Source organism: Allohahella sp. A8, from assembly GCF_047946665.1.
GTDB lineage: Bacteria > Pseudomonadota > Gammaproteobacteria > Pseudomonadales > Oleiphilaceae > Allohahella.
Map to the genome: position 1 here is coordinate 3,712,085 of NZ_CP172312.1, position 21,294 is coordinate 3,733,378.

At 54.3% G+C, this 21,294-nt stretch carries 18 protein-coding genes; all 18 read right to left on the bottom strand.

Features of this window, described 5'->3' with window-relative positions; translation table 11 throughout:
- Positions 1 to 33: 33 nt before the first annotated feature.
- The 18 genes from glmU to yidC all read right to left on the bottom strand — a co-directional run bounded on the left by glmU (position 34) and on the right by yidC (position 21,290).
- Positions 34 to 1,428, bottom strand: a complete 1,395-nt coding sequence (gene glmU / locus ACH3PB_RS16655; RefSeq protein ID WP_416396565.1) for a bifunctional UDP-N-acetylglucosamine diphosphorylase/glucosamine-1-phosphate N-acetyltransferase GlmU — start codon at positions 1,426 to 1,428, stop codon at positions 34 to 36.
- A 128-nt stretch (positions 1,429 to 1,556) separates the two neighbouring features.
- Positions 1,557 to 1,982, bottom strand: coding sequence for a F0F1 ATP synthase subunit epsilon (locus tag ACH3PB_RS16660; protein ID WP_416396566.1), 426 nt, complete (start codon positions 1,980 to 1,982; stop codon positions 1,557 to 1,559).
- Positions 1,983 to 2,073: 91 nt separating this feature from the next.
- Positions 2,074 to 3,456: a F0F1 ATP synthase subunit beta gene (atpD, locus tag ACH3PB_RS16665; RefSeq protein WP_416396567.1), complete on the bottom strand. Its 1,383-nt coding sequence runs from the start codon at positions 3,454 to 3,456 to the stop codon at positions 2,074 to 2,076.
- Positions 3,457 to 3,489: 33 nt separating this feature from the next.
- Entirely contained in the window at positions 3,490 to 4,353 is an 864-nt protein-coding gene (atpG, locus tag ACH3PB_RS16670; RefSeq protein WP_416396568.1) for a F0F1 ATP synthase subunit gamma, read from the bottom strand.
- 83 nt (positions 4,354 to 4,436) lie between these two features.
- Positions 4,437 to 5,981: a F0F1 ATP synthase subunit alpha gene (gene atpA, locus ACH3PB_RS16675; protein ID WP_416396569.1), complete on the bottom strand. Its 1,545-nt coding sequence runs from the start codon at positions 5,979 to 5,981 to the stop codon at positions 4,437 to 4,439.
- A 29-nt stretch (positions 5,982 to 6,010) separates the two neighbouring features.
- Positions 6,011 to 6,550, bottom strand: coding sequence for a F0F1 ATP synthase subunit delta (locus ACH3PB_RS16680; RefSeq protein ID WP_416396570.1), 540 nt, complete (start codon positions 6,548 to 6,550; stop codon positions 6,011 to 6,013).
- Positions 6,551 to 6,561: 11 nt separating this feature from the next.
- On the bottom strand, positions 6,562 to 7,035 hold the full coding sequence (locus tag ACH3PB_RS16685) for a F0F1 ATP synthase subunit B (protein WP_344806059.1): 474 nt from the start codon (positions 7,033 to 7,035) through the stop codon (positions 6,562 to 6,564).
- Positions 7,036 to 7,080: 45 nt separating this feature from the next.
- On the bottom strand, positions 7,081 to 7,338 hold the full coding sequence (gene atpE, locus ACH3PB_RS16690; protein WP_344806061.1) for a F0F1 ATP synthase subunit C: 258 nt from the start codon (positions 7,336 to 7,338) through the stop codon (positions 7,081 to 7,083).
- Positions 7,339 to 7,413: 75 nt separating this feature from the next.
- Positions 7,414 to 8,253 carry a F0F1 ATP synthase subunit A gene (atpB, locus tag ACH3PB_RS16695; protein WP_416396571.1) on the bottom strand — a complete coding sequence of 280 codons (840 nt, stop codon included), beginning with the start codon at positions 8,251 to 8,253 and terminating at the stop codon, positions 7,414 to 7,416.
- Positions 8,254 to 8,307: 54 nt separating this feature from the next.
- A complete protein-coding gene (locus ACH3PB_RS16700) occupies positions 8,308 to 8,679 on the bottom strand; it encodes an ATP synthase subunit I (protein ID WP_416396572.1) in 372 nt (123 codons plus the stop codon).
- Between the two features lie 123 nt (positions 8,680 to 8,802).
- Positions 8,803 to 9,711 (bottom strand): ParB/RepB/Spo0J family partition protein, encoded by a 909-nt coding sequence (locus tag ACH3PB_RS16705; RefSeq protein WP_416396573.1) that lies wholly within the window; start codon positions 9,709 to 9,711, stop codon positions 8,803 to 8,805.
- 47 nt (positions 9,712 to 9,758) lie between these two features.
- Positions 9,759 to 10,556: a ParA family protein gene (locus ACH3PB_RS16710; RefSeq protein WP_416396574.1), complete on the bottom strand. Its 798-nt coding sequence runs from the start codon at positions 10,554 to 10,556 to the stop codon at positions 9,759 to 9,761.
- A gap of 51 nt (positions 10,557 to 10,607) precedes the next feature.
- Positions 10,608 to 11,285 (bottom strand): 16S rRNA (guanine(527)-N(7))-methyltransferase RsmG, encoded by a 678-nt coding sequence (rsmG, locus tag ACH3PB_RS16715; RefSeq protein ID WP_416396575.1) that lies wholly within the window; start codon positions 11,283 to 11,285, stop codon positions 10,608 to 10,610.
- The gene (gene mnmG / locus ACH3PB_RS16720) at positions 11,285 to 13,219 is read right to left on the bottom strand and encodes a tRNA uridine-5-carboxymethylaminomethyl(34) synthesis enzyme MnmG (RefSeq protein ID WP_416396576.1); all 1,935 of its coding nucleotides are present in this window, start codon (positions 13,217 to 13,219) and stop codon (positions 11,285 to 11,287) included. The genes rsmG and mnmG overlap by 1 nt, the downstream gene beginning before the upstream one ends.
- 392 nt (positions 13,220 to 13,611) lie before the next feature.
- Positions 13,612 to 14,907 carry a replication-associated recombination protein A gene (locus ACH3PB_RS16725; RefSeq protein WP_416396577.1) on the bottom strand — a complete coding sequence of 432 codons (1,296 nt, stop codon included), beginning with the start codon at positions 14,905 to 14,907 and terminating at the stop codon, positions 13,612 to 13,614.
- Positions 14,904 to 18,047 carry a CHASE domain-containing protein gene (locus tag ACH3PB_RS16730; RefSeq protein WP_416396578.1) on the bottom strand — a complete coding sequence of 1,048 codons (3,144 nt, stop codon included), beginning with the start codon at positions 18,045 to 18,047 and terminating at the stop codon, positions 14,904 to 14,906. The genes ACH3PB_RS16725 and ACH3PB_RS16730 overlap by 4 nt, the downstream gene beginning before the upstream one ends.
- A 91-nt stretch (positions 18,048 to 18,138) precedes the next feature.
- Entirely contained in the window at positions 18,139 to 19,557 is a 1,419-nt protein-coding gene (gene mnmE / locus ACH3PB_RS16735; RefSeq protein ID WP_416396579.1) for a tRNA uridine-5-carboxymethylaminomethyl(34) synthesis GTPase MnmE, read from the bottom strand.
- Between the two features lie 14 nt (positions 19,558 to 19,571).
- Positions 19,572 to 21,290, bottom strand: a complete 1,719-nt coding sequence (gene yidC / locus ACH3PB_RS16740; protein ID WP_416396580.1) for a membrane protein insertase YidC — start codon at positions 21,288 to 21,290, stop codon at positions 19,572 to 19,574.
- Positions 21,291 to 21,294: the final 4 nt, after the last annotated feature.

The window sequence follows — 21,294 nt, forward strand, 5'->3', positions numbered from 1 at the left end:
GCCCTGTCGCCCAGACCGGCGCCACCTTACAGCTTATGTATTCGGCTTTTTCTTGGCTGGACGCTTCCAGCCATCAATTTTTTTCTGTTTACCACGTGCTACTGCCAGTGAATCGGCCTCGACGTCGTGAGTAATGACCGAGCCGGCACCAACGGTTGCATTGGCGCCGACAGTCACTGGTGCCACCAGCGCAGTGTTCGACCCGATAAACACGTTGTCCCCAAGCACAGTCTTGAATTTGTTGACGCCGTCGTAGTTGCAGGTGATGGTGCCGGCGCCTACGTTCACGCCCTTCCCAATCTCGCTATCGCCAACGTAAGACAGGTGATTCACCTTGCTGCCCTCGCCAATCACAGACTTCTTCACTTCCACGAAGTTGCCTATCTTGGTGTCGCTGGCGAGCTCGCAACCGGGGCGCAATCGCGCATACGGGCCTATGACCGCACGCGATCCCACTGTGCTGCTCTCAACGGTACTGAATGCGAGTATTTCGGTATCCGCGCCAATCGTGCAATCTCGCAGTACGCAGTTCGGCCCGATACTGACGCGATCGCCAAGGACGACGTTGCCCTCGAAAACCACGTTGATATCAGCGAAGCAGTCACGGCCTGTCCTGACACTACCGCGAACATCGACACGCGCGGGATCGGCCAGGGTACAGCCCTCTGTCATCAGCCGATCAGCTTCCTTACGCTGAAACTGTCGTTCGAGCGCAGCGAGTTGAAGTCGATTATTGACGCCTTCGACCTCCATCGCACTGGCGGCTTCACCACTACCGACCGGCACACCATCGGCAACAGCCAGCGCCACGATATCGGTGAGATAGTATTCACCTTGGGCGTTATTGGAGGAAAGTTTTGGCAACCACTGATTCAGTCGATCGAGACTGCAACACATGATGCCGGTATTCACTTCCTTTATCGTCTTCTGTGCGGGACTCGCATCTTTTTCTTCGACGATCCCAATGATTTCATGGCTATCGTTTCTGAGTATCCGACCGTAGCCGCTCGAATTGTCGAGCGTGACAGTCAGGATGCCGAGTTTGCCCGCCGAGGCTGCAACGAAATTGCGCAGTGTATCTGCAGCAATCAGTGGTACATCGCCGTATAGGATGAGCACCTGGCTCGCATCATCGGCAACTTCATTCAGCCGCGGCAGGGCCTGGGCGACTGCATGTCCGGTACCCAATTGCTCGGCCTGTTCACTGTAGGTCAATCGATCAGCTGCAGGGATTGTGGACAGCTTCTGCCGAACGTGCTCTCCCTTATGACCGTAGACAATATGGATGTGACCCGGCTCGATTTGTAGCGCGGCATCGATGACGTGTTCGACCAGGGGCTTGCCTGCAATTTCATGCAACACCTTTGGTTGGTCGGACTTCATTCGGGAGCCTTGTCCTGCGGCGAGTATGACGACTTCCAGTGGCATCTTGTCAGTTCCTGATAACGGGGCTTGCCGGCGCATCCGGCACAAATGAAAAAGGGAAGCTGCGGCTTCCCTTGTATAATAGCTTGTTGAGCTGATTTGTCTGCTTTGGACTACTACCTAGCGACTGATCAGCGTCCGGTCTTACGACGGAACTGCTGAATAGTACGCAGTCGAGCTGCGGCCTCGGCAAGCTGACTAGCCGCTTTGGAGTATTCGAAGTCTCCAGTACGGTTCGCCAGGGCTTCTTCAGCCTGACGCTTGGCTTCGATAGCGGCCGCTTCATCAACGTCACCGGCCCGCTCAGCCGTATCCGACAGAATCGTGACGATATCCGGCTGAACTTCAAGATACCCACCGGTCACGAAGAAGACCTCCTCAGCGCCACCCTGAGTGATGACCCGAACCGGGCCGGCTTTCAATGCCGTCAATAATGGGGCGTGTCCGGGATAAATACCCAGGTCGCCTTCGCTACCGGCAGCAATAACCATCTCCACCAATCCGGAGAAGATAGCACGCTCGGCGCTTACGATATCGCAATGCACGCTGATACCCATTGAAAAATTCCTCGCTCTGGCACTACTGACGACCTCATATGAATGTCGTCAGTAGCAATGTAGTGCCGCTAAATCACGGCCACTTGCCGCCTTACTTCTTGCTGGACCTGGCCTTCTCGACAGCTTCCTCGATACTGCCAACCATGTAGAACGCCTGTTCTGGCAGATCATCATAGTCACCGTTGAGGATACCGTTGAAACCGGCAATGGTTTCCTTGAGGGAAACGTATTTGCCTGGTGAACCAGTGAAGACTTCAGCTACGTGGAATGGCTGCGACAGGAAGCGCTCGATCTTACGTGCACGGGCAACAGTTGTCTTGTCTTCTTCTGAAAGCTCATCCATACCAAGAATGGCGATGATATCTTTCAGTTCCTTGTAACGCTGAAGAACCGTCTGAACACCACGAGCAACATCATAGTGCTCCTGACCAATAACGAGCGGATCGAGCTGACGGCTGGTGGAATCGAGTGGATCGATCGCAGGGTAGATACCCTTCGAAGCGATATCTCGGCTCAGTACGACAGTCGCATCAAGGTGAGCAAAGGTCGTTGCTGGTGATGGATCGGTCAAATCGTCCGCAGGTACGTAAACGGCCTGTACGGAGGTGATTGAACCAGCGCGCGTAGAGGTAATTCGCTCCTGCAGTACACCCATCTCTTCAGCCAGTGTCGGCTGATAACCAACCGCTGAAGGCATACGACCCAGCAGTGCCGATACTTCGGTACCTGCCAGTGTGTAACGATAGATATTGTCGATAAACAGCAGAACGTCCATGCCTTCGTCACGGAACTTCTCAGCCATTGTCAGGCCAGTCAGGGCGACGCGCAGACGGTTTCCAGGAGGCTCGTTCATCTGGCCGTATACCATGGCAACCTTGTCGAGAACGTTAGACTCCTTCATTTCATAATAGAAGTCGTTACCTTCACGAGTACGCTCACCAACACCTGCGAATACTGACAGACCCGAGTGCTCTTTCGCGATGTTATTGATCAGTTCCATCATGTTGACGGTCTTACCAACACCAGCACCACCGAAAAGACCGATCTTGCCGCCCTTCGCAAATGGACAAACCAGGTCGACAACCTTGATACCGGTCTCGAGCAATTCAGTCGAAGCCGCCTGATCCGCATAGCCAGGGGCTTCACGGTGAATAGGCATGGCTTCTTCAGCACCGATTGGACCCTGCTCGTCGATAGGCCGCCCGAGAACGTCCATGATGCGTCCCAGCGTCGCTTTGCCAACTGGCACGGTGATCGGCGCGTTGGTGTTCGATGCTGTCAGGCCTCTACGCAGACCTTCGGTACTACCCATCGCGATGGTTCGAACGACGCCGTCACCCAACTGCTGTTGCACTTCAAGTGTCGTGTCTTTTCCGTCGACCAGAAGAGCGTCATAGATCTTTGGCACGCTCTCACGCGGAAACTCCACGTCGATGACGGCACCAATGATCTGAACTATGCGTCCGCTACTCATTGTTCATTCCTCTCAAAATAGATTCTGTTCAGCCTAGACCGCTGCGGCGCCGCCGACGATCTCTGAAATTTCCTGTGTAATTGCCGCCTGACGGGCCCGGTTGTAGGCCATAGACAGATCATCAATGAGGTCGCCCGCATTATCAGTCGCACTCTTCATCGCAATCATTCGAGCTGCCTGTTCGCAAGCGTTGTTTTCGACAACTGCCTGGTAAACCTGGGACTCGATATAACGATCGAGCAGGCCATCCAGAATAACCTGGGCCTCCGGCTCGTAGAGATAGTCCCATGTCCGCTCCTTCAGGTGTTCGTCTCCTGAAGGAGGCAGTGGCAACAGCTGGTCTACAGTAGGCTGCTGGGTCATGGTATTGATGAACTTGTTGTACACGATATAGAGACGATCTATCTCGGCACTGGCATAGGCATCCAGCATGACTTTTACCGAGCCAATCAACTTACCGAGAGACGGTGTGTCGCCCAGGTGAGTGACCGCCGCCACGACGTTACCACCGTAGCTCTTGAAGAAGCTCACGCCTTTCTGGCCGATTGCACAGAACTTGAGGTCTGCACCTTCATTCTTCCAGTGCTTCATGGACCGCATGGTTTCGCGGAAGGCATTCACGTTGAGACCACCGCAAAGTCCGCGGTCAGTCGTCACAACGATATAGCCGACTCGTGAAACCGGTCGGTCTTTGATATAGATGTGCTGGTATTCAGGGTTTGAGTGCGCAATGTGACTTACGACACTGCGGATGCGCTCGGAATAGGGCTTGCCCTGCGCCATCCGCTGTTGCGCCTTGCGCATCTTACTCGCAGCGACGAGCTCCATGGCACTCGTGATCTTTTGAGTGCTTTTGATGCTCGCAATCTGGGTTTTAATGTCTTTTCCGACTGCCATAGCTAGCTGCTCTGTCTACATTCGTATTGAGTGCGCCGGCTCTTCAGCTGGAGTGACCAGTCGGAAAGCCGGCAGCGACGTGCTTACCAGGTCTGGGTAGCCTTGAACTGTTCGATACAGTTCTTCAGACCAGCGGCGATCTCGTCGTTATAGTCACCTTTCTCGTTGATCTTGGCCAGCAACGCTGAGTGCTCGCTGTGAGCATACGAAAGCAGCGCCGCTTCAAAGTCAACAATCTTGGAGGCATCGACATCCTCCAGATAGCCTTCGTTTGCAGCGAAGAGTGCCAGACCGATTTCAGCAACACTCATCGGGCTATACTGCTTCTGCTTCATCAGCTCCGTTACACGCTGACCGTGCTCGAGCTGCTTTCGCGTGGCTTCATCAAGGTCAGAAGCGAACTGCGCGAATGCCGCCAGCTCACGATACTGAGCAAGTGCCAGACGAATACCACCGCCGAGCTTCTTGACGATCTTGGTCTGGGCCGCGCCGCCAACTCGAGATACCGATACACCTGCGTTCATGGCAGGGCGGATACCGGAGTTGAACAGGTTAGTCTCGAGGAAGATCTGACCGTCAGTGATCGAGATAACGTTGGTCGGTACGAACGCTGAAACGTCGCCACCCTGGGTTTCGATGATCGGCAGCGCCGTTAGCGAACCAGTCTTGCCTTTGACTTCACCGTTCGTCATCTGCTCAACGTATTCTGCGTTGACGCGTGATGCACGCTCAAGCAAACGGGAGTGGAGATAGAAAACGTCACCAGGATAAGCTTCACGACCTGGCGGACGACGAAGCAGCAGGGAGATCTGACGATAGGCTACAGCCTGCTTCGACAGGTCATCGAATACGATCAATGCGTCTTCGCCACGGTCACGGAAGTACTCACCCATCGTACAGCCCGAGTAGGGTGCAAGGAACTGCATCGAAACAGGGTCGGCTGCACCAGCTGCTACAACGATGGTATGACCCATTGCATCATGCTGCTCGAGCTTACGAACGATGTTGGCGATGGTTGACTGCTTTTGTCCAATCGCAACATAGACGCATTTAACGCCGGTATTCTTCTGGTTAATGATGGCATCGATGGCGATAGCCGATTTACCAGTCTGACGGTCACCGATGATCAGCTCTCGCTGACCTCGACCGATTGGCACCATGGTGTCGATCGATTTGTAACCGGTCTGCATCGGCTCAGCGACCGACTGACGAGCGATAACGCCTGGCGCCACCTTCTCGATCGGGGCTGTCTCGGTGAAGCTGACTTCACCCTTGCCGTCGATAGGGTTACCCAGAGCGTCAACGACGCGACCGAGCAGACCCGTGCCGATTGGCACTTCAAGAATTCTACCGGTAACCTTGACCTTCTGGCCTTCCTGCAGATCCTTGTAGTCACCCAGTACGACAGCACCAACCGAATCACGCTCAAGGTTAAGTGCCAGACCGAAGATACCACCTTCAAATTCGATCATCTCACCGTACATGACGTCGGCCAGACCGTGGATCAGAACGATACCGTCGGCAACGCCAACAATAGTCCCTTCGGTCCGGGCATCGGCGGAGATATCGAGCTTCTCGATTCTCTTCTTAATAATTTCACTGATCTCTGACGGATTCAGTTGCTGCATGCCAATATCCTCAAAAATTTCAAATTCGTTCAGGAACCCATTGTCTCGGACAGCTTCTGAAGGCGGCCGCGAACTGATCCGTCAATTGTCATGTCACCTGCGTGAATGACCACACCACCGATAAGCGAATTATCGACGGTGGTGGTTAGCTGAATATTCTTCTTCAGCTTGGTCTTCAACGCGTTTGCCAGGGTATCTTTCTCCTGGTCAGACAGTTCGAATGCACTGGTGACGGTCACATCGAGCGACTGTTCCTGCTCTGCCTTGTGCTGCTCGAAAAGCGCAGATATTTCGGGCAGAACCACGAGACGGTCGTTCTGGGCGAGCATACTCAGGAAGTTTTTGATGTCATCGCCCTGGACGTCGTCGCCAGACAGCTGCAGCAGCGTTTCCGCTTGCGCTTCCTGTGACAAGCCAGGATGCACGATGAAATCGCGGACCTGATCCTGTTCCACATAAGAGGCTAAAGACAGGAGTGCGATCGACCATTGGTCGACCGTACCATCCTGTCTTGCCTTCTCAAAGGCTGCCCGGGCGTAAGGCCTGGCCAGCGTCATGGATTGTGCCATCAGCGCGCTCCTTAGTTCAGTTGCGCGGCAAGCTTACTCAGCATGTCGCTATGCGCGGACTGGTCCACAGATCGCTCCAGAATGCGCTCTGCGCCAGCCACGGCAAGCGTAGCCACTTCTTCGCGGAGTGCTTTCCTGGCACGGTTCAGTTCCTGTTCGATCTCTGATCGGGCAGCAGCAATCTGCCGCTCGCCTTCAGCTCGAGCCTGTTCTTTGGCTTCTTCGATCATCTGTGTAGAACGCTTGTGCGCCTGCTCGATGATTTTGGCCGACTGGGCTTTCGCGTCCTTGAGTTCGTCAGCAACTTTATGCTGAGCAAGCTCTAGATCCTTCGAAGCACGTTCAGCTGCCTGCAGACCGTCGGCGATCACTTTTTCCCGCTCTCTGAGCGCCTGAATAATCGGCGGCCAGACGTACTTCATGCAAAACAGCACAAAGAAGAAGAAAGCAATTGCCTGGCCTATCAAGGTTAGGTTGAAGTTCACGTCAACACCGCTCCTGCATTGGTCAATGGGTTAGTTTGGTTTGTATTAACCAGCCACCTGACCGAGGAACGGGTTTGCAAACATCAGGAACAGTGCGATACCAACACCGATCATTGGTACGGCGTCGAGCAGACCCGCAACGATGAACATTTTGGTCTGAAGCATCGGGACCATTTCTGGCTGACGTGCAGCGCCTTCGAGGAAGCGGCCACCAAGCAGTGCGAAACCGATGGCTGTGCCCAGTGCGCTAAAACCGATCAGAATTGCTACTGCAATCGCGGTCATTCCAACTACATGTTCCATGAGATCTCCTAGATATTTACTGAGTGATTAACAACGTTATGAAAACAGATAAAACAGGTATTACTGAACTGATGATCAATGGTCTTCATGCGCCATGCTGAGATACACGATGGTCAGCATCATGAATATGAACGCTTGCAGGGTGATGATCAGTATGTGGAAGATTGCCCACACCAGATGCAAACCTACGCCAAGCGCACCTACCCAGATACCAGCCATGTACATGACAGCTATCAACATGAATATCAGCTCGCCGGCGTAGAGGTTACCGAACAGTCGCAATGCGAGCGAAATAGGCTTTGAAATCAGGCTGACGAATTCGAGAAGAAAGTTGAAAGGAATAAGCCATTTGCCAAAAGGCATCAGTGTCAGCTCGCCAATAAAGCCGCCAAGGCCCTTGACTTTGATACTGTAGTAAATAACGAGAGCGAAGACGCCCAGCGCGAGTGCAAACGTGATATTGACGTCCGTGGTCGGGACGACTTTCATATATTCGACGCCAGCGACGCTGAAAAGGGCTGGAATGAAATCAACTGGAATAAGATCCATGAAGTTCATCAGGAATATCCAGCAGAAAATTGTCAGCGCGAGCGGGCCAACTACTTCATTCTTTCCGTGAAAGCTTTCCTTCACGCTGGTGTCGACGAAGTTCACCATGACTTCGACGAAGTTTTGCCACTTGCTGGGCACACCACTGGTCGCTGTGAGGGCAGCTTTGCGGAATAACCAGAGGAACAGGATGCCAAGACCGATCGACCAGCCCAGGGTGTCCACGTGTATAGCCCAGAAACCCATTTCAGCTGCCTGTTCGCCATTTTCAGCGAAGCCCCAGCCATTCACGGGATGCTTACCATACACCAGGTTTTGCAGGTGATGAATGATATAGGAGGTAGGGGTCAGCGTTTCACTCGCCATTATCGATCCTCAGTGTACGGCAGGCCAGAGACGTGCCGGCTTCAAGTTGCGTAATCATTGTGACCGCGGCTGCAAAATCCATGGAGCGAACCAGTGGATGGCCTGTACGGCAATAAAAGCGGCAAACAGATGGCCCGCGCTGAGCGGCTTGACGAAGATGAAAGCAGCGGCAAATCCCGCTGCGGTCATGACCATCTTGATGGTTTCCGCTTTATAAGTTGTCTGTAATATGAGCCTTGCTGATCGAGCACCCTGATACCTGAACATGGCCAGAGAAAAATACAGGCCAGGTATCATGCAGATCAAGCCGCCTAACAGGGCAGATAACGCGGCGACTGCGCCACTCAAGGCACCTGAGACTCCCACACAGACCAGAATCATGAGGCCTTGCATGGCTGGCATCCGCCAGACCGGTGGTTTTCTCATCCGCATCTTTCCTGCGTATGCTCAAGTTCTCCGGCTATGACCGGCAGATTAAAGCGGGGGCATTATAGGGTCTGGTGTCTGCAATCGCAAGGCCAGAACTCGCGAGCTGAAGTTACTGATTTTCTATCGGATATGAGCGAGGATGCCTTCGAGCTCATCGAGCGAGTGATAGGCAATGGTCAACTGACCTTTACCACGCGCACTCTGGCGGATGGTGACCGCCGCACCGAGCTTCTCGGAGAGGTTCTGCTCCAGCCTCATGACGTCCGGGTCGACGGCTGTTTCGGCGGCCTTTTCCTTCGGTGCTGCCTGCATCTTTCTGACATATTCTTCCGCCTGCCGAACAGAATAAGCCTTGTCGATGATCTGTCGCGCGGCACGATACTGATCGTCAGCGGACAAGGCCAGCAGTGCCCGGGCATGTCCCATCTCAAGATCGCCACGTTCGAGCAGCGTAGCGACCTCGGGAGAGAGTGCAAGCAGCCGCATCAAATTGGTGACCGTAGATCGGCTCTTACCAACAGCTTCTGCAACTTCCAGCTGCGTGAGCTTGAACTCATCCTGCAGTCGCTTGAGCGCGACCGCTTCTTCCATGGCGTTGAGATCTTCACGTTGGATATTCTCGATGAGCGACATAGCGATAGCCGCCTCATCAGGGACGATCCGGATGAGCACCGGTACCGATTTCAGTCCGGCAAGCTGACTGGCTCGCCAGCGCCGTTCACCGGCAACGATTTCGAATCGACCCTCAGATAAGGGTCGCACCAGAATCGGTTGCATGACACCCTGCTGGCGAATGCTCTGGGCAAGTTCTTCCAGTGCTTCAGCATCCATATCCTTGCGAGGCTGATAGCGACCGCGCTGCAACTGCTCGATCGGCAACTGGACGAGCTGTTCGTCTTCGAAGCTTCTGCCGGTCTCTGCCTGAGGAACTTCAGATACGTCGCTTTCCTGTAACGGCTGGCGGGATTTTGCTCCGGCAAGCAGCGCGTTCAGGCCGCGGTCGCCAAGCCCTCTTTTCTTAATGCTCAATGGATTGTCTCTCTGCAGGGATCTTCGATAACTTCATTCGACAGCGCTTAGCTGACTTCTGCGGTCACGGGTCGGGCTCGTTCCTTGGCTCGGCGAATCATCTCACCAGCCAACGCAAGATAGGCAATCGTACCTTTTGACTGGCGATCATACTTCAGCACTGGCAGACCATGCGAGGGGGCTTCGGCGAGACGCACGTTTCGCGGAATGATCGCCCGGTAAACGCTGTTGCCGAAATACTGGATGAGCTGTCTGCTGACGTCACGTGCCAGGCTGTTTCTGGGGTCGAACATCGTGCGCAGAACGCCTTCCACCTTGAGGTTCGGGTTAACCGTTTCCTGAATCTGTTCGATGGTATTGATCAGGGCCGCGAGCCCCTCGAGCGCAAAAAATTCGCACTGCATGGGTATGATCAACCCATCGGCTGCGGCAAGCCCGTTCAGAGTAAGCATGTTCAGCGAGGGTGGGCAGTCGATAAGCACAAAATCGAATTGCTTCTTGTACTCTGCCAGCGCCTTCCTGAGCCTGTATTCACGGCCAATTTCGCCAATCAGTTCAATTTCAGCGGCGGTAAGATCACCATTGGCGGGCAGGACCGTATATCCCCCGGACGAGCGTTTCACGACCGCATCGATTGGCTGGCGCTGCGTGAGCACCTCGTAAGCCGTGGCACTGAGCTCGTTCTTGTTGATGCCGCTCGCGGTTGTCGCGTTACCCTGCGCATCCAGATCGATCAACAGAACACGGCGCTTCATGGCCGCGAGCGATGCGGCGAGATTGACGCAGGTTGTGGTCTTGCCGACACCGCCTTTCTGATTGGCAACCGCCAGAACTCGTGTACTCACGATGGCTTGCTCCAATATTGGTTTCGCTTGTCTAGGGTGAGCATGCAATCCTTATTGATCGGCTTTGTTTCGTTCGGTCTTACTCAGAACAAGCAAATGACGCGCCTCTTCCAGAAATGGCACCTGCAGGCGATCGATTCGCTCGACTACCCACGGCGCCGGGAGGGCTTCAATTTCCGCCTGCGGCAACTGGCCCTTCATCGCCAGCAACTTCGCTGACTGTAAATCGGGGTGCACCAGCCACGCTGTCATCTGCCGCAGCTGGGTAAACGCCCTCGATATCACGATATCTATTGGCCCTTCGGGCGAAAATGATTCCAGCCTGCCATGGACTACATGAACGTTATTCAATCCGAGCGTATGGCAGCATTGCACCAGAAAACGGGTCTTTTTGCCATTACTATCCAGTAGAATCCAGTGCGTATCTGGCATGACAAGCGCAAGAATGAGCCCCGGAATTCCCGCGCCGGTTCCCACATCCAGGCAAGTGAGCCTGACCGGAGCGGAACTTTGGAGGTCTTCGAACGCTGACAGCACGCTGAGGCTGTCGAGCAGATGGCGCACGACCTGCTCTCTGGGATCGCGCACTGCCGTCAGGTTGTAGGCGGTGTTCCATCGATCCAGCAGCCCAAGATACTGCAGCAGCTGCTGAATCTGGTCTTCGCTGAGGGACAGTCCAAGTTGTGCTACGCCTGATCGCAACAGACTCCCTGTGTCACGATGCTGCATCAGGCTGCTGTTTTTCTTTTCTTCAGGTGCACGAGCAACAGAGATACAGCCGCCGGTGTAACGCCGGGTATTCGACCGGCCTGACCAATAGAAGCAGGCCGCACATTGCATAGCTTCTGGCGAATTTCCGACGACAGACCGTCGATGCGGGCGTAGTCGAAATCAGCCGGTAGCACGAGATGCTCGTTTCGACGCAGTTTCTCAATTTCCTCGCTCTGACGCGTGATGTAGCCGGCGTACTTGATGCCGGTTTCCACTTGCTCCGAAACCTGACCGGCGATGGCCTGTGTGGCGGTCGTCTCTGCAATACCATGGATTAACTCAGGCGCTGGCTCTTCAGCCAGCCAGAGCTGTTTCAGCGCAGCAAGTGTGACCTCTGGACGCTTGACGAGGTCAAACAATGAATACTCCCTCGCGATGTTGAAGCCGAAAGTATTGCTGATGGTCTCGGCCAGCGGACTGGCCGGCTGCACCCAGGTCTGCTTCAACCAATCATGTTCACGCGCAATTGCGTTTTGCTTTTCGCTGAAGACAGCCCAGCGCTCGTCACTGACCAGGCCCAGTCGGCGTCCAGTCTCGGTAAGACGCTGGTCCGCGTTGTCTTCGCGCAACAATAACCGATACTCGGCCCGGCTGGTAAACATCCGATAGGGCTCAACAGTGCCCATGGTGATGAGATCGTCCACCAGCACACCGAGATAGGCTTCGGAGCGACCGAAGGTGACCTGATCCTTATCAAGGCCGCGCAAGGCTGCATTTACACCGGCCAGTAGCCCCTGCGCACCAGCTTCTTCATAGCCCGTCGTGCCGTTAATCTGGCCGGCGAAGAACAGACCGGCAATAACCTTCGTTTCGAGTGTCGGCTTGAGGTCCTGTGGGTTGAAATAGTCATATTCAATGGCATAGCCAGGTCGGGTAATGTGCGCATTTTCCAGGCCAGGCATCGAATGCACAAGGGCCAGCTGCACGTCGAAGGGCAGACTGGTGGAGATACCATTAGGGTAGAGCTCATGGGTGGTCAGACCCTCAGGCTCGATGAAGATCTGGTGCGAATCCTTGTCTGCGAAACGCTGGACCTTGTCTTCGATAGACGGGCAATAGCGCGGCCCAACCCCTTCAATCTTGCCAGTATACATGGGGGAGCGGTCCAGGCCACCGCGAATGATCTCGTGAGTTTCAGCGGTTGTCTTGGTGGTAAAGCAGCTGATCTGCCGAGGGTGCTTCGGCGTGTCGCCGATGCCATACATGAATGACATGCTCGGCAGCGGCGTATCTCCGGGCTGTTCTATCATCTTGCTGAAATCCACGCTGCGAGCATCAATGCGTGGGGGTGTGCCAGTCTTGAGTCGGCCCACTCGCAGGGGCAACTCCCGCAAGCGGTCGGCAAGGCGGATGGATGGGGGATCGCCGGCGCGTCCGCCCCGGTGATTTTCCAGGCCGATGTGTATGGTGCCGCCGAGAAAAGTACCGGTAGTCAGCACGACACTGTGAGACATGAAGCGAATACCTGATTGGGTTACCACACCTTTCACGGTGTCGCTCTCAACAATCAAGTCATCTGCAGCCTGTTGGAAAATATCGAGGCCTGGCTGGTTTTCCAGCATGGTTCGGATGGCGGCACGATAGAGGACCCTGTCGGCCTGGGCTCGAGTGGCACGCACCGCCGGGCCCTTGCGGCTATTGAGCACGCGAAACTGTATGCCTGCAGCGTCAGCTGCTAACGCCATCGCACCACCGAGCGCATCGATTTCCCTCACCAAATGGCTTTTACCAATGCCGCCAATGGCAGGGTTACAGGACATCTGCCCCAGAGTCTCGATGTTATGAGTCAGCAGAAGTGTGCTCGCACCCGCACGGGCTGCTGCCAGCGCCGCTTCAGTACCAGCGTGTCCGCCGCCGATCACGACGACGTCATAATGCTTGTGATAGATCATAAATGGAGACCCGGGAACTCTTAAAATGGGGCGGTAGTTTACTACGGCTGCCTAGCCTTCGCGAGTATTGTACAAACCATGAACAATTTACTGCCAAATTTATACCTGAGAGTGATTAAATCCACCCTGCTTAGACTAGTAGTACATTAACACTTTGAAACATTAGGGGAATCATAAAGTTACAAACATCTTCTCAAGAAGTTATTAATAGACTTATCCACAGGCATAATCCAAGCCAACTGTCTATTGACATCGATATCTATTTGATATTTAAAGAAATTTAAAAGGAACAGATCGATGCACTAAAAGGACGATAAAAGTTATCCACATTATTGACAACTCGAGAATACCGTTGATCGGAACTGGGAACGCGCCCGGCCCGCGGTTCGGGACTACGGCGATTTCCGGGGCTGGGTTTGCGCATCACGTTGCCCCAACCGTTCTAGCTTTTCGCGAATTTTGATTTCCAGACCCCGGTCTACCGGTTGGTACCAGCCGGGAGGGGGCATGCCATCCGGGAGATACTGCTCACCTGCGGCGTACGCGTCTGCCTCGGCATGTGCATAGCGATACCCTTTGCCGTGGCCGAGTGTCTTCATGAGTTTGGTGGGGGCGTTACGCAGGTGCATTGGCACCGGTCTTGACTGGTCCTGGCTAACGTATTTTCTTGCAGCATTGAACGCCGCATAACCGGCGTTGCTCTTGGCAGCCACTGCGAGATAAATTACCGCTTGCGCCAGCGCGAGTTCACCCTCGGGCGAACCGAGGCGCTCGTAGGTGGCGGCAGCATCGTTGCACAGTTGCATAGCCCGTGGGTCCGCCAATCCGATATCTTCCCAAGCCATTCTGACTATCCGGCGGGCCAGGTAGCGCGGATCGGTGCCGCCATCGAGCATGCGACAGAACCAGTACAGTGCAGCGTCTGGATCAGAGCCACGAACGCTTTTGTGGAGTGCTGAGATCTGGTCGTAGAAGGCATCTCCACCTTTATCGAACCGGCGCGTGGAACTGCCTGCAAGGGCTTGGACGAGATCAATATCGATGATCGACTTGTCTTGCTGAACAGCAGCTTCGGCCGTTTGCTCAAGTGAATTCAATAATCTGCGACCGTCGCCATCGGCCAGCTCACACAGTGCCGCTGCGGCATCGGGTTCAATCTGCAATCCCGGATAGTCTTTCTGCAGCGCACGCTTTAGCAGAGCTTGTTGGCTTTCGCTCTCCAGGGCCTTGAGTACATAGACCCGGGCGCGAGACAGGAGTGCTGAGTTGACTTCGAACGAGGGATTCTCTGTGGTGGCGCCAATAAAAGTGAGCAGCCCACTTTCGACATGAGGTAACAGACCATCCTGCTGAGACTTGTTGAAACGGTGTATCTCGTCGATGAAAAGGATGGTCGGCCGCTCGGACTGGTCGCGTAGCTGTTGCGCCAGCGCAACGGCAGCTCGGATTTCCTTCACACCGGCAAATACGGCAGATATAGCCTGGAACTCGCAGTCAAATGCGTTGGCTAGCAATCTTGCAATACTGGTCTTACCCACGCCGGGGGGACCCCAGAGTATCATCGAGTGCGGCCGGCCGGTCTGCACAGCGGTGTGGAGTGGTCGTCCTGGTGCGAGGAGATGATCCTGGCCCAACACGTCTTCAAGAGCAGTCGGCCGTAGTCTTTCGGGGAGTGGCTGGTTTTTCACAAACAGGCCCGGCCGTGCAGGTAATGTTGCAGGAGGGCCTTGAGTGACTCGATGGTGTAGGGCTTTGCGAGGTAGCTGTTCATCCCGGCATCAAGGCAGCGTTGCCGGTCGTCGGCTAGTGCGTGTGCTGTTACGCCGATGATAACGGCAGCTTGCCTGGCCGCTTCCATTTCCCGATCGCGCATTTCCCGCGTGACACTCAGTCCGTCCATTCCCGGCATCTGAATATCCATGAGGATAAGATCGAACTGCGTCTCATCAAACATCGCCAGCGCTTCTGTGCCGGTCTCCGCGAAATGAATGGATTTGTAGCCGAGCAGCTTTAACATACTGTCGAGTACCAGCCGGTTTGGCTCATAATCCTCAACCACTAGAAGCTGGCAGTGTTCTTCTTTAGTGGAGCTTACGTCGGGCAGCCGCGCAATGGCGTCTTTTGCTGAGTTCGCGACCATAACCTGAGCCTGAATTTTCGCGAGGGTGAGATCAATAATAAATCTCGAACCCGCCCCCTCATCACTCTCGACGGTTATGGACCCGTTCATCTGCTCAATAAGATTTCGGGTAATTGCGAGACCAAGACCGGTGCCACCGAACCGTCGCGTGATCGAGCTATCAGCCTGATTGAACATACCAAAGATCAGTGGTCGAGCCTCTGGAGAAATGCCGACCCCAGTGTCCTCAACCGTGATGAGGAGTTGCACCGTCTCCGCTGTTTCGTGCTGTTTGCGGATTCTGATGGCCACTTTTCCAGCGGCGGTAAATTTAATGGCGTTATCCAACAGGTTGATCAGTACCTGTTTAAGCCTCAGCGGGTCACCCAGCAGCGCAGGTAGAACCTGTGCGTCGGCGATATCACGTTCTAACTCAAGACCCTTCTGCCTGGCGGCTTCGCCATAAATCAGCCCGACATCCCGCAGCAATTCTCCGAACATGAAAGGTTGGCGCTCCAGCTCCAGGCTACCGGCTTCGATCTTTGAGAGGTCCAGCAGGTCATTGATCAATTCGAGCAGCTGTCGGGAGCTTGCTTGCATAGTCGCCAGGAAGCGTGCGCGCTGGTCGGCCGTAGTGTCTTCTGACATGACAGCCGTTAAACCGGTTATAACGTTAACCGGCGTCCGGATTTCATGACTCATATTGGCCAGGAATTCGCTTTTGGCTTGATTAGCCGCTTCTGCAGCCTCGGCCAGCTGGCGAAATTTTTCTTCACTCTGTGTCAGCGTCTCATACAGACGCGCGTTGTCTATGCCGATGGCGGTTTGGGCTGTAATGCCCTCCATAATCTGGACTTCGCGCTCACTAAACGCTGCTGGTTCGGAGTTCCCGAGCACCAGAGCGCCTATCACATCGTCGTTACGGGAAATGACTGGGACAGCAAGAAGGCTTCGAAATGCGAAATCGCCATCAGGGGACAGCATCGGCGGCAAGGGGATAACAGGTGCCTCTTGATCAAATAAATCCCGTACTAAAATAGTACGCCGCTCTTTCAAGGTCAGGTGGAATAGATGGGACCCAAGAGAGCGATACTCCGCTTCGAAGATTTCTTCCGGAATACCTGACACTGCAGTGACAAGGTCTGTCGAATCATCTACGGACCTCTGGCGGTACAAAAAGCAGGCTACTGAAGCGCCGCTTAGCGCTCTTGCGCGCTTTGTCGCCAAGCCCATCAGTTCATTCGAGTCGAGTTTCGATGAAAGCGACCGCCCTAGTCGGTTCAAGGCCTCGAGGGTCTGGGTTTCCTCTTTCAAACGCCTTTCGGTACGATGATGGTCGGTAATATCGTGAGCTTGAAGGAGATAGAATTCGACCCGCCCGGCACGGTCTGCCACAGCTGTCATTGCGGATTCTACGATTCTTAAGCTCTCACCGGCGAGGCACATCTGATCAGTGGTATTGAGCGGCCGCTTTAGCGTGCGAACTTCGGAAAACCTTGTACGCCATAGTTCTTCGTCTTTCAGATCATCTCCCCACCATGGGGCCTGCCAGATGGGCTTACCTAATACCGATGTTCTGTCGGCAGCCGCCAGACGCAGGAGCAAGGTGTTGACATTAACAATGTCACCTTTGGGTGAAACGATGGTGAGAAACTGAAACTGGGTCTCGAAAATGTTGCGGAAGTGCCTCTCCGATAGCTCTGTCTCGCGTCGTGCGCGCCGCTCTTTGTAACTGAGTAAGGCGAGACCTGTGGAGATGAGCCCACCCAAGAGCAATACGCTAGCAAAGATCCACCATGTATGACTGTATACAAATTGCTCAGCAGGCCAGTAGGTGATATGCCAGTTCGAGTTGCCGGATTGTAATCGAGCCGTTCGTTGAAAGCCGCTATCTGCGCTACTGCTTGTGGCTGGATCCGCGGTTGCATATAAGAGCGTTGCAGGTTCGCTCAATTCGGAGGTGTATACGGCAAAGTCGACAAACAGAGGATCGGTGAAGATATTTTCGAACAGGTCGCCTGCACGGAATGGTGAATAGATGAAGCCTCGGAGTGCTGCTCGCCGCTGCGCTACCGTTTCAAGGTTGCTGCCTGAATAGATCGGTAAATAAATATTGAAGCCTGGCTGCACATCGTCGTGTATCTCCTGAACAAGTATCAAGCGATCAGTCATAGCGACATCGCCCGTATCGCGTGCCTGGTCCATCGCCATGCGCCGCTTGGGCTCACTGTGCATGTCATAGCCAATCGCTGTGCGATTACGCTGATCGAGAGGTTCTAGATAGGTGATGCTGTGATACTCATCACGAGGCGTGTCGGGCCAGACACTGAAATCTTCGAAGCGGCCTTTTCTCTGGACCTGTTCGAAGGCTTCGATGTTCTGCTCATCAATCCGTTGCGAGTAGCCTATTCCCTGGACACCGGCATAGTGTGAATGGAGGCCCAGTTGAGCTACGTAGGTTTCGAATTCCTGGTGAGTAAGTTCAGGCCTGCTGGTGAAAAAACCGGCGGTGGAGCGAAGCATTGCGATATAGGTGATGATGCGTTCTTCAACTGCCTGATGAGCAGCACTGGCATAACGCTGCAAGCGCTCCTCATCATTTGCGCGTAATGCGTGATTCAGGACTGATGCCACCCCAAGTGAAACAGCCATGCCGAACACGAGGATGAGCGCAGGAATAAAACGCTGTCTGCTTAATAATGTAAACACACGAGGTCCGGTCTGTATGATTGAAGGGCGTTATACTCCTTCCCTACCTTAGCACGTCAAATTTAGTTTAGCCGCGCGGCTGTCGCTATTTTCACTTGCCAATGCAAAAGCTTGAGAATATCTCGCCCAGTAGATCATCAGAAGAGAATTCGCCTGTAATTTCCGATAAAGCCGCTTGAGCGTATCGGAGATCTTCTGCAGCGAGCTCGCCAGCGAGCTGACCAGACTCGAGGGCAAGCATAGCGGCGTCTACATGCTGCTGACAGCGTTCAAGCGCTTCTAGATGACGCCGCCGCGCCAGTATCAATTGCTCACCAGTATTCTGCAGTCCCGCCACGGCTTTGAGCCTAGACTTGAGCTCTGAGAGGCCCTCTCCACTGATGGCAGAAACGGCGAGCTGATGATACTGGACACCTTGCCGTGATCGGATTGTCTGCTGCGATACATTGTGGACGGGATGAGCCGAAAGCAGATCTGACTTGTTCGCCACCATGAACAGCGGTAAATCAGGATGAGAAAGGACATGCTGAAGGAGAAAGGGCGGTAAAAGATCTTCAGGTTGAACATCAGTAGCCGGAGACTCGACGGCATCATAGATCCATAACAGGGCATCTGCCTTGACACTCGCGGCTTGTGCGCGTTCGACGCCGATCCTCTCTACGATATCTTCTGTTTCACGAATCCCAGCTGTATCGAGCAGGTGCAGCGGCAGGCCGTCAATAACGACATGCTCACGAACGATATCTCGGGTTGTTCCCGCGACGTGGGTGACGATCGCGCGTTCTTCGCCAGCCAGTGCGTTGAGCAGACTCGATTTACCGGCGTTGGGTTTGCCTGCGAGTACAACAGAAATACCATCGCGCAAGACCCGCCCCTGTGTGGCGCGTTTTCGGACATCCATCAGGGATGTTCTCAAGGCGCTCAACTCGTTGACGACTTCGCTTTCGGCAAGAAAGTCGACGTCCTCCTCCGGAAAATCGATAGCCGCTTCGATATACACTCGAAGTCTGGTCAATTCCGTCAGGAACATGTTGATGGTTGCAGAGAACTCACCGCTGAGGGATGCCAGCGCGCTCCTTGCGGCCTGTTCCGACGAGGCACTGATGAGATCAGCAATGGCCTCAGCCTGCACCAGGTCCAGTTTATCGTTGAGGTAGGCGCGTTCACTGAATTCGCCTGGTCTGGCAATTCGAGCGCCCAGTTGGCAGACGGCAGCCAGCAAGAGATCCAACACCACCGGCCCGCCATGGCCCTGTAGTTCGAATACATCTTCACCAGTAAAGCTATTTGGCTGAGGAAAATATAGCGCAATGCCGTGATCGAGCTGGCGCTTACTTGCGTCGAAGAATGGAGACAGCGTAGCCACGCGCGCGTCCAGCGAGCGCCCGACCATCTGTTCGCCTATCTTTCTGGCGGACGGCCCCGAGAGACGAATGATACCGATACCGCCCTGACCGGGCGGCGTCGCTACCGCAGCAATCGTATCCAACGCTTCGTCCGCTTTCTGCATGAACCTCGACCTAATCAGCTCTTTGCAGGACTCGCCGAGGATTTCTCAATGCTACGGGTAATAATCCACTGCTGCGTGATCGACAACAGGTTGTTGACGAACCAGTACAGCACAAGACCGGCCGGGAACCACAGGAAGAACACTGTGAAAATGATCGGCATCAGCTGCATGACCTTAGCCTGCATTGGATCTGGCGGTGTTGGATTCAGCTTGGTCTGCAGGAACATGGTAGCGCCCATCAGCAGCGGCAGAATGAAGTACGGATCTTTCAGCGAAAGATCCTGAATCCATCCAAAAAACGGTGCTTGACGAAGTTCGACACTCTCGAGCAATACCCAATACAGCGAGATGAACACTGGCATCTGGACCAGTATAGGTAGGCAACCGCCGAGCGGATTGATTTTCTCGCGCTTGTACAGATCCATCATGGCCTGTGACATGCGCTGCCGATCATCACCATGTTGTTCCCGCAAGCGCTGAAGTTCCGGTGTCACTCGCCGCATATTAGCCATGGAGCGATAGCTCGTGGCCGATAACTTGAAGAACAGGGCCTTGATACCAATGGTGAGCAGGATGATGGCCACACCCCAGTTTGCAAAAATATAGTCGTGGAGGAACTTGAGAACGACAAACAAGGGTTTAGCAATCAACCATAACCATCCGAAGTCTACAGTCAGCTCCAGATTGGGGGCCACCTGCTCGAGGCGGTCGAGTACTTTCGGACCGACATAGATCTTACCGGACTTGACCTCGGTCGCTCCAGGTTGAACGGTAAATGCAGGATCGACATAACCATACATGTATAAGCCGTTGCGCTTCCGGGCTTGAAAAACGCTGGCCTGCTCACTCTGTGGTATGAGCGCGGTGACAAAATAATGTTGAAGAATGGCTATCCAGCCGTTATCAGATGTCAGGCTCTCTACGCCGTCGTCGACATCGTCAAAGTCGAGCTTTTCATAGGGCAGATCCTGCTCAGGGGCAGAAACAACGCCGCCCAGATAGGAAACTGCACCGAAACCACCACTGGAAGTCGGATCGGCAGACCGGTCTCGCAGAAGTTTCGCGAAATAGTTGGCCGTGAAGGGCTCTGAGCTCTGGTTTTCGATAACGAAACTGACGTTGATTTCATAGCTATCGCGCTCGAACTCATAGCGCTTGATGACATTGATACCGTTGCGTTCGGTTTTCAGATCGACCGTGAGCCTGTCTTCACCGGGCTTGAGTTCGTAGCTGTTCCGGGCCGTGGCATAATTCGGTTTCCCACCATTTTTGGCGGTATCTAAGCCGTCTTCTCCAATCAGTCCGCTTTCAGCCAGGAAAGTTACGCCGTCGCCATGCTGTAGAAGCTTGAGAGGGGTTTCGTTATGAACAGAAATCGGGTACTCGAGCAGTGCAGCCTTGACGATGCGGCCACCGACGGGGTCGATCTGAAGATCGAGGACATCCGTGCGCACTGAAATGAGCTTGCCGCCGCCTGCGACTGGTGTGCTCGTAGCAGACTCGGCTGCACCTGGAACGACCAGGTCATTCTCTCCCTGCTCAGGCACAATCAGATCGCCGTCGTCACCGGTATCGGTTGATTCGAGGGCTGTGTCGCTCCCAGCTACGGTCTGTTGACTCGGCGTAGTGGCTGCGCGTTGGCTAGCGTCAGGATAATCCTCATTCCATTGCAGAATAATGAGATAGCTGACCGCGAGGAGAGCGATAATGATAGCAGTACGAATTGAATCCATAATC

What these genes read in the sequence shown, in the direction of transcription:
- glmU (WP_416396565.1), bottom strand. Translation starts at nt 1,428, where the DNA reads ATGCCACTGGAAGTCGTCATACTCGCCGCAGGACAAGGCTCCCGAATG.
- ACH3PB_RS16660 (WP_416396566.1), bottom strand. Translation starts at nt 1,982, where the DNA reads ATGGGTATCAGCGTGCATTGCGATATCGTAAGCGCCGAGCGTGCTATC.
- atpD (WP_416396567.1), bottom strand. Translation starts at nt 3,456, where the DNA reads ATGAGTAGCGGACGCATAGTTCAGATCATTGGTGCCGTCATCGACGTG.
- atpG (WP_416396568.1), bottom strand. Translation starts at nt 4,353, where the DNA reads ATGGCAGTCGGAAAAGACATTAAAACCCAGATTGCGAGCATCAAAAGC.
- atpA (WP_416396569.1), bottom strand. Translation starts at nt 5,981, where the DNA reads ATGCAGCAACTGAATCCGTCAGAGATCAGTGAAATTATTAAGAAGAGA.
- ACH3PB_RS16680 (WP_416396570.1), bottom strand. Translation starts at nt 6,550, where the DNA reads ATGGCACAATCCATGACGCTGGCCAGGCCTTACGCCCGGGCAGCCTTT.
- atpE (WP_344806061.1), bottom strand. Translation starts at nt 7,338, where the DNA reads ATGGAACATGTAGTTGGAATGACCGCGATTGCAGTAGCAATTCTGATC.
- atpB (WP_416396571.1), bottom strand. Translation starts at nt 8,253, where the DNA reads ATGGCGAGTGAAACGCTGACCCCTACCTCCTATATCATTCATCACCTG.
- ACH3PB_RS16700 (WP_416396572.1), bottom strand. Translation starts at nt 8,679, where the DNA reads ATGAGAAAACCACCGGTCTGGCGGATGCCAGCCATGCAAGGCCTCATG.
- rsmG (WP_416396575.1), bottom strand. Translation starts at nt 11,285, where the DNA reads ATGCAGCATCGTGACACAGGGAGTCTGTTGCGATCAGGCGTAGCACAA.
- mnmG (WP_416396576.1), bottom strand. Translation starts at nt 13,219, where the DNA reads ATGATCTATCACAAGCATTATGACGTCGTCGTGATCGGCGGCGGACAC.
- mnmE (WP_416396579.1), bottom strand. Translation starts at nt 19,557, where the DNA reads ATGCAGAAAGCGGACGAAGCGTTGGATACGATTGCTGCGGTAGCGACG.
- yidC (WP_416396580.1), bottom strand. Translation starts at nt 21,290, where the DNA reads ATGGATTCAATTCGTACTGCTATCATTATCGCTCTCCTCGCGGTCAGC.